This window comes from Sodalis-like endosymbiont of Proechinophthirus fluctus (assembly GCF_001602625.1).
Taxonomy (GTDB): Bacteria; Pseudomonadota; Gammaproteobacteria; order Enterobacterales; family Enterobacteriaceae.
Map to the genome: position 1 here is coordinate 59,477 of NZ_LECR01000046.1, position 8,797 is coordinate 68,273.

At 43.8% G+C, this 8,797-nt stretch carries 5 protein-coding genes; all 5 read right to left on the minus strand.

What is annotated here, in order from left to right:
• Positions 1 to 3,228: 3,228 nt before the first annotated feature.
• Entirely contained in the window at positions 3,229 to 3,453 is a 225-nt protein-coding gene (locus tag BG74_RS13295; RefSeq protein ID WP_204376326.1) for a hypothetical protein, read from the minus strand.
• Positions 3,454 to 4,910: 1,457 nt separating this feature from the next.
• Complete coding sequence (locus BG74_RS14880) at positions 4,911 to 5,048, minus strand: hypothetical protein (protein ID WP_204376327.1); 138 nt, start codon at positions 5,046 to 5,048, stop codon at positions 4,911 to 4,913.
• 899 nt (positions 5,049 to 5,947) lie between these two features.
• Complete coding sequence (locus tag BG74_RS05480; protein ID WP_066597143.1) at positions 5,948 to 6,298, minus strand: hypothetical protein; 351 nt, start codon at positions 6,296 to 6,298, stop codon at positions 5,948 to 5,950.
• A 1,103-nt stretch (positions 6,299 to 7,401) separates the two neighbouring features.
• A complete protein-coding gene (locus BG74_RS05490; RefSeq protein WP_066597146.1) occupies positions 7,402 to 7,644 on the minus strand; it encodes a hotdog family protein in 243 nt (80 codons plus the stop codon).
• A gap of 107 nt (positions 7,645 to 7,751) precedes the next feature.
• On the minus strand, positions 7,752 to 7,949 hold the full coding sequence (locus BG74_RS13300; RefSeq protein WP_187202676.1) for a hypothetical protein: 198 nt from the start codon (positions 7,947 to 7,949) through the stop codon (positions 7,752 to 7,754).
• Positions 7,950 to 8,797 lie beyond the last annotated feature (848 nt).

Genomic DNA, 8,797 nt, shown 5'->3' on the forward strand with positions numbered 1-8,797 from the left:
GTAGTAAATATTGCCCCATACATGACCATCGACACCGTAAATGGCGTTATCTTGATACATGAAATTTTCACTACACTGGTTAAGGCGGATATTTCTCGTATTAACTACCCTGAACACGGTTGCCGGACACGGCTAATTACCTGGGTGACTCCAGGAAGCCTAGAATAGGATGTTGTTCGAGTTTTTTTATCCTATCATATCCCAAAATTAGCACGATAGATGCCGTCAGAAAGCAGCTTAAGTTGAGCTCTAATGCCATGGACGGCATCACGATATGCGCTGTAAAACGGGGCTTGCACGGATAAAAAATCTTTATCGGATCGCTATCTCTGCTTGGATGAATCAGTCTTCAAAATAGGTCATCAGTACGTCACCGTTATCTCTGACTATCATGGCCGGGCTCTGAAAATGAATAATGATTGCAGTGTTGAGAGCTTGCTAACTATAGATATTAGAGTAGTTTGAGCGATTACTAGTTGGATGAGATAAAAACGTTGTCGATTAACATGAATATATCCTAATATCAGTCCATCCTGGAATCCTCTTCCAAATGCTGTAGATAAAATAGCATTCGACCACTTCCATTTAGCAAAAACGCTCTGCGCCGTTATTGATCAAACAAATATAGCGGAAATTAAACGTCTCCCCTCGTCAGACAGAAGAGGGGCTCACCGTTCGTCTGGTATTTAATATTAATAGTTATGATGTTTTTTTCTTTTTAAGGCTATCCAGCTCAATAATGATTTTTTGATAAAAAAATACTGTATGGACGATAATTATTATGACGACTATGCAACAGTTAGATTTGGGAAAGATGCCGAAATTTAATAAAGTATCATGAGTTATACTTAGTAAACGTGTTTAGCATGAATGGCAGTGGTGAAAATAATTTCAATATCATTACTAGAAGTAATTACCTCCTTCTCTTTAGAGCTTTTAGGGTACGTAATCGTTTACGTTCGACATTATGGTAATGCTCGATTAACACGTTGAGTGAATTTATATCTACCTTACTGTGAATATTTAATAGCTTATCTTCTACTGTGTGATGAGAAATGAAAAGATTCGTTGCGATCTCCTTGTCAGAAATTATATGAACATAATAGAAAGGTAATTCCTAGTTTTTTCAGAGAAAAAATACACTGGCAGTGTAAAGGATAACGACAGAAAAGGTTCTACATTTACAAAAATAGAAAAATTAGACACGAATGAATTCTTTTATATAATTTTTTTCCATAAAACTTCACCATTTTTGGAGTAGATTGGAGATTTGTGATAATAAATTAGTTTAAGTTATTTATTTCTGATAAAATATGAAATCGTAATTATTTCATCGCCTAATATGCTTGATTCTGCCTTTCTATCATGTGCTTGATATCCTTTTGCTGGCTATGACCAATAGCATTGGAGTTCATCATCAGTTTTACCCTCAAAATTGAAATTAGCCGGAACGCTCAAATTTTAAAGTCTTCCTTGTTAAAGTAGACAAACCTAGAATCATACTATTTTATACCCATGGTATTTCTAACCTTTCCATCATAGAAATTATTGTATATAGCTCAGTGATTACATGGCAATAATTTCATTATTTATTTTATTATTATCCATAATGACAATACGAACCTTTTATAAGGTGATATTTAAAAGAAAATTCCAACATTGGAATAATTATTCCCTAGTTTTCATACAAGATACAGAGTAATTTTTGATTATTTTATTAATGAAAATATATTTTTTATCATAAGTATGTTCATCTCATTTTGAGTATATAAGTGTATCGCCGAGATCAGTGGACTTATTGTGGGTAATTCGTTTTTTATGAACTTAATTTAACAATGAATAAAGCTGCTTCTTCACGATCTGCTTATGCGAATTCATGTGCGTAGTCTACCAAAAAGAGTAATCTCTATTTGTATTATTTACATAAAATTTAACTCAATCTATGTGATAATAAGTGTTAAGATATCACGAAATTAATTTCTTACGAAACCACGAACTATCCCACCAATGTTGTCTGGCACAATATTAATTTACTATTCAAGTCTATTTCTCAAATTTTTTTGATATTTTTATATATTATTAAAAGAGAAATAATGTGATATATTAAAAAATAAAGAGCTTAGTGTAAGTAGAGAATGCAGTTATTAAAATCAATATACAGCTAGGAGGACAGTGTCGTAAACGGAGGCCGAGTTTTTTCAGAGGTCACTACCAGTGATGAGCAACTCCTATTCAAGCTTGAAGAGTCTGATATCATCAGGGCTATCACCGTCCTTAATAGGATGAGATCTGATAATGTGTTTTTTGAAGTCCTGCACCGCGTGGAGACCTGTACAGCAAATATCACTGGTAGCAGGTTCATAAAAATACGGAGATTTTCATCGCCAAATTCCTGGAATTCAGTTCAAGGACAGAGATCGTATCGAAAAACGAATTGGTCAATAGCAGTAAGGTGGCGGGTAAATTTAGCATCAACTTATTGACCGAAGTTATAAATACTGTTTCATCCGGGTGGAAATTAGAGGATGGGATTTTCTTTGGGCAACAAGTAACCTATGATGTAGATTGGCACAAAGGAGAAACTTCTTTTGGGTGTACTCACGGCTGGGGGTGAAATGGTAAAGTATTGGAGTCTGTCACCTCTAAGACCAGCACCGGAGTAGTGGTCTCTCTGGCACCCGGTCAGGTGGTCGTTGCGAAAATGATTGCAAGCCCGGGGCCGGGTCAGCAGAGTCGAGGTAGAATATCTTTCTCATCTCTATGGCTTTGTCGCAATAAACTATGAACCTCCGTATTATGAACGTAACTTTTTGGGGAGAAATGTCGCGTCTAGTTGAGAAAAAATTCGACGCCAAATGCATGTCGCTCTAGGTAGGGAAGTCATGAAAATTGCTATGTATTCCAAGGCGAAAGTAGAGTTATAGGATAAGGCAAGTAAAGGTTTGCTGAAAATGGTTTGGCCGAATAATGAGGAGGAAAACCCTATCGGCAATAGTGTCGCCTAGACAGAGATTAGATCAATTGATTTTGCAGTATCTTCCCTGGGACAAGGTGAGCATCAGATAACTGCTTATTTCCCGGTGGAAGAATGAAAATATCCAAAATAACAATGCAATGGTCTTATGCTGATGGTCATTGTCTTCTTAATACAAGGGAAGAGTTAAAGGGAAGAACAGGATCATTCTGTGCCAATCACCACATCATAAAGCCCCTCTGCAGCCGCAGGCGTTAAAACAGCACCGCCCAATGCTTACGTGAGAGTAACGTTTCCACGGCGATGCCGTTTTCGTCGGCCAACACCTTAAAGTAATACCGCTGTAGCTCGGCTTTTGTAAACGTTTCGCACTGCTGGGGCGGTATATTTATCAGTGCCAGCTCCAACCCTGTCAAAATCGATTGACGTAAATAGTGATTCTCATCGTCATCTAGTGAATTAAGTAACACCTTCTCCATCTCGTCACTCTCTGACCAATTGCTATCAACATCATCGGATAATAACAGCTTGCGCTTTTTACGCGACCGGTCAATAATCTTTCTTACAGGCGGCGAGAAAAAGCAAGGCGGTGACTTTCTCGATCTGGTGCAATAGCTATTAACTTTGATCAGTTGATAAGGTTATTTCCTGATAAACATCTTCCGCATCGGCGAAATTGTTGGTACGTCTGACAATGAATGCTCGCAACCGATGTTGGCAGCCGCCATACAGCCCAACCACCAGATCACGCCTGGCCATTATCGTGGGTGTAGGGACGGGTGGCATTTTCAGGTCCTTGTGATGATAGCGTCCATACTAGGGGCCATGGCGGCGTCCCATGCCGCGTTGTTTGATAAAAGCTTCGCGCTGCTCTGGGCTCATCATCCAGCGCTAGCGTAATTCCCGGCTATGGCGTCCAAACATACTCCGGCCACTGAAACTGCCTAATAGAATTTTGCTGAGAATAAGTATTCCCAGCGCCTGAAGAAAGCCGATGGTATTTACGCCAAAAAATATCCGGCAGCAGCGCATTCCACAGCAGCATGACTAGCGCGCTGATGGCAGAGGTAGCGACTACGGCCATTGCTATTCGCCAAAGTTTACGATCTCTCATATTGTCTACTCCTTGATGGTCAGTTGCTAAGGTAGAACGAATCAGACACAAAAATACTTGTGCCAGTAGGTTTTTGTGTTATATTGACTGCTGTACACCGCTGTTTGACGGTGTACACTGTGGGACGCCAGTGTCATTGCCGTGTTATTTTATGAAACCCTAAAGGAGCGATGGCGCCGGACGATACATTCCATTTGCAAACGATTTATTTCCTGGCGCCGACCCGCGCGGTTGCCTCATTAAGAAAAGGGGATTTTGGCACTGCAAAATTATAAAAATATTTCTATTTACGCCACAAAACTTCCACTCGCCTCCTGAGGAGAAATCATTTTGCCTCAGTGGTGTCGTACAGGCTGTAATCTTCCAGCGCTTAATCCCAATTCATCTAGGTAGAAAAGAGACATAATTCCAGACAGGTAAAGAATGGTAAAATATTGCTAGAGAGGGAGGTTGGCGCAAAGGCTAGTTTATAAAAATTTCCCTGGACTTTTTTATTATTCTTGATAGCCGTTAGGATTGAGATCCATATATTGCCAGGATGGATGCCTCGTAGCCTAATACAACATTCTCGGTAATGTTCTGCATCGATATGGCATTAATGGTGAGACAGTGATAGTCATCACCTCGTATATACGGGTCGGCGCTGTGTTACTTCAGCAGCGAATGGGAAAAATCCTAGTTTGGCGCCACATTGACTATTCCATAATTGGCCAGGCGCAACCTTTTAGCCTGGGAGAATAAACGCGGGATTGTCGCTGATATTCTTCACCTTGCCCCTAAACCTTGTCCTCAGGATAAGGCGCTGTGAGTCTCTCCAGCGAGCTATACTATAATGCTATTGCCATAATAATCCAGCAGCACGGTATAACCCTTATCTGCCTCGTTGAATATCTGGATGCCGTTGGGTGTTACACGCTCAATATTGTCTTTAGCCTGCATACTGTTAACAAACAACTGCATAAGTTAGAAATAATTATTGGCGGTCAAATAGAGTTCTGTATGTCGTTATTGACGATATCGACATTACTAAAACTTACGGCCTATAAATGAGAAATTTCTGTAGATTTAATCGCTCTATTTAACATTATATAGATCCCGCCACCCCTCCCATTAAACGAGACGAATTGTGAGTCTAGCCAGGGGGATTTTGTCATTATCAGGGGTAACGCGTTTACCGGTCCACAAGGTAGGTACTGTCAGCGAAAATGACGGTAAAGCTAGGTAAAGAGGCAATTCGGCAAAAACCTACTGCGGGTCGTCAGCAGCACGGTCAGAAAAACGCCTACTTAAGTCTACCACCCCGCGGGACCACCCCGCGGGGTAACCTAGATCAAGCATATCTCTAGGGGTAGGTCCGATGAGATAGATCACGTGCGGTAACATCGGGGCGGCGGGGCGAAACTAACGGGTTGCTGATTAAACGGTGGATAGTGCTTGTGGTTAATTTAAAGCCGGCGATGCGGCGAAGAAATTATCGCACGGTTGTGTCAAATTCATGACAACAGGCACCGGTTGATTCTAAAACCTCTGGCGTTCAAGATAAGTCAAGCTAATCAATAGGGAATAGCTATCATGGCATGGCACGATTACTTAAGCCTTGAAAAAGCATTTTCATAGGGATTTCTTGACGATTCTGCGAAGCCGTTATCCGCCTCCGAGTGGTGCGATACGTTACTTGTAGGGAACATTTAGTCAATTTCAGGGAGCTAGCGAGCATAAATTTAGCAATCCCATCAGATACTAACTACTGTCGAGCAGGCGGGTAATGCGCGGATCCGATCCCTGCGTTGCCAGCCAAGCCAGTGCGCTTGCGCAAGAAAAGTTGGGTTCATGCCGGTTATCACGTTGGCGTTAAACGCCTAATAATATGCGATGATGTCGTCATGATCGCGATCGCAGCCCAGAGAAATTTCGGCACATCGACCAGTGAAGAGATCGACTATACGATGGACCGCTATAAACAATGCACTTCCTGGTTTGGATAAATTCAGCACCACGTCGCTATCGCGCAATAGGCCATTGCGCCAGTGGGTCATGACCAGCAGCCGGTTGATGGTACGCCATTCCTCACAGCCGCACAACTTAGCTTTCGGCAGACCGGTGATGCATGAGGTGTAAAACATATCGCTTAGTCGTTCGTGAGTGGACAGAGGACCGGGGAAATCCTCATGCACTGCGCGCATTACATCCTCGAAACAGGCGATCAGCAAATTTTCCAGCTGGAATATCGGGCCAAGATTCTGATAGAGGCCGCTACTACCGATAGAGGCGGCTACTACTATAGAAAGGGATGCGTGTCGCTCTATCGCGGATGTCGTGCAGGACGAAGGCCGCGGCCAGAAAATCCAGATAGCTATGGCCGGTAGAACTGGACACGGTCAGCCGCGCTTTGACGTAGGCGGACGACAAGCTGAGCAGTTGCGCGAATTCCAGTGCGCCCGCATGTATCTCCCCGGCCTCGTTAATCGCGGTCTGGCGATCTTAAACCACCACTAGCGCGTGGCAGGAGATCCTCGGATATATTACGCGTGCCTGGGGAGGGCCATGCAAGCCATGCGTATGGGACGCTACGACCTCTTGTGGAGATAATGGTGTGGCGCAGGTGGTAGCGGTGCAGACAATATCCGCGCCGCGTACCGCCTGTGTGGCTCTCTTCCCGGGCGGGACAACGTTAAACGACCTGGCCAGCGCTGTCTGATCCGGTTTGCGAAGTCCGCCAACATGGGCGCCGTTGGGCAAAAAGAGGCATAGTTCGGCGACAGTACGCACTGCCATTACTGTCCGGACTTTATGCTAGGTCTGGATGCCTCTGCTGATCACCGCCAGCACCTGCGCGTTATCCACGGCCACGGCGCAAAAATCAGTGACCATGGCGATTATCGCCGCCGCGCATTTATAGTTAGTTAATTGCATTCCTTCAAACAGAGTTAGCGGGGGGCTGCCCGCTAATTCCGTCAAAGACGTAAAGAATGGCGTTGACCGCCGTAGTTACCTGTTGTAAATGTCGCTAATCTGGCGGTGAATAGTCGATGATGGGTTAAAAGGCGGGTATTACGCCAAAAGCGGTAAACGATGCCTGCCGGAGAATAAGGCCGCTCGGCGGAAGCCTATGCCCGCCCACGATAGTGTTCGTGTAAAAGAATGCCGCCAGCGGCAAGATATCGTCCCCAATCGGCAGTAGCAGCACATGAAAAGCCCGCGGGCGGTGGGAGGGATCACAGGGTCCTCGACGGCTGTCGGCACTAGAAAACTGCGCCAACAGCGCAGTATACTTTTGCCCCGTGCTGATTTGAGACCCGTATCATGACGGTGACTACACCTTGACCATGCGGCTACGGGACCGTCTTTTGCTGAGCACTGTCGATTCCGCATACAGAATATAACCTACAAAAACCAGATTGGATAGAATCACCGTTTTCCATCCCAAATGAGCGATGGTCCTGCCGCTAGTGCTGGCCAGGCTAAGCCCGCCGATAATGGAAAATATCACTAAGCTTGAGACTGCCGGGCGCCCGAAATCTGTGGTGCTAGCAAAGGTCGTTATAATAACGACCATGGTTTTCCCGATAACGTTGCGTCCCCATGGGTTGCAACTTGCTGATGACTTTTATTTTCATGTCTTATGTTTCATTATGTTAGTCAGGCGACGCTCCAGTGTGAGGACTATTTCTGTGTGAGGATCTGACTGGCATATCTCAAATGCGGCAGACCGAGCATCGCTTCTGCGTCGGTAGTAATTCCGTGGACTTTATCCAGCATTGACATCACGTGCTGCGCGTGTGCGCGGCACGTCTCGTTGATGGTAAAAAACCTTAGTTTGATGGGGTTGACTTTGCGCGGGATGAATGGCGATCTTGCCACTGAATCCCTGTTTGCGCGCCTATAAGATCTTACATTGCAGCAGCGACTAGCGACTACTAGTTTAGGAAGAGATAGGGGAATTAATTGGCACGCAGCCACAGCGCCTGGCGTTCAGGCAAATTTCCGCTTTGATGGGCCGCAATTGCTGAGCAGCGCGCTGCGGATTGAGCACCATCTCGACGGAAAAATCGACGGCGTAGAAGATGATGCTGGCAAGACAGACAGGGGCGTGGAGGAGATACACTGGCGTAGCTTGAAATAGCTATCAATGGCTTTGATGACGGCGAAAATGTGACTGTTAGGAAAAATGGCGCTAACCACCGACACGTCTCGCACGAGCTGCGCTTATGGGAAGGATGATAGTGTCGGCAGCAACCTAAATTCAGTGAGATAAAGCACATCCCGCGGCCCTTCAAGCGCAGCGAGGTGATTGATCATAACGGCGACCGATATGGGTGCCACTGAAAAAGCTGCTTTCAGGCTGGCGCTGGCGATTGCTTTTTCCCTAGTGGCACGGTATCTTCAAAATAAAAATGAATGACATCCACCGCATAGTACTTAACATTATTCAACCAGTTTTCTTTCAAAAATAATGCGCATAACCAGCTTCTCAATTTTATTGCTACTGCCAATCTCTGTAAGACACATAATAAAAATAACTAAATTTTATGATATTAATCATTAATTAAATACTCTCTCTAAGAGTAGAATCTACTGAGTTACGTGATCAGGAGTACGCCTACGAAATATATAATAATAGAAAGTATTATACGTCATCAAAAAATTAAATATTGAATGGAAAGATTAGAAATAAATAAATAAATAAATAAATAAATAAATAAATAAAT

Excerpts from the sequence above, each read along its gene's own strand:
- BG74_RS05490 (WP_066597146.1), bottom strand. The coding sequence starts at position 7,644 with ATGGTCGTTATTATAACGACCTTTGCTAGCACCACAGATTTCGGGCGC.
- BG74_RS14880 (WP_204376327.1), bottom strand. The coding sequence starts at position 5,048 with ATGCAGTTGTTTGTTAACAGTATGCAGGCTAAAGACAATATTGAGCGT.
- BG74_RS13295 (WP_204376326.1), bottom strand. The coding sequence starts at position 3,453 with ATGGAGAAGGTGTTACTTAATTCACTAGATGACGATGAGAATCACTAT.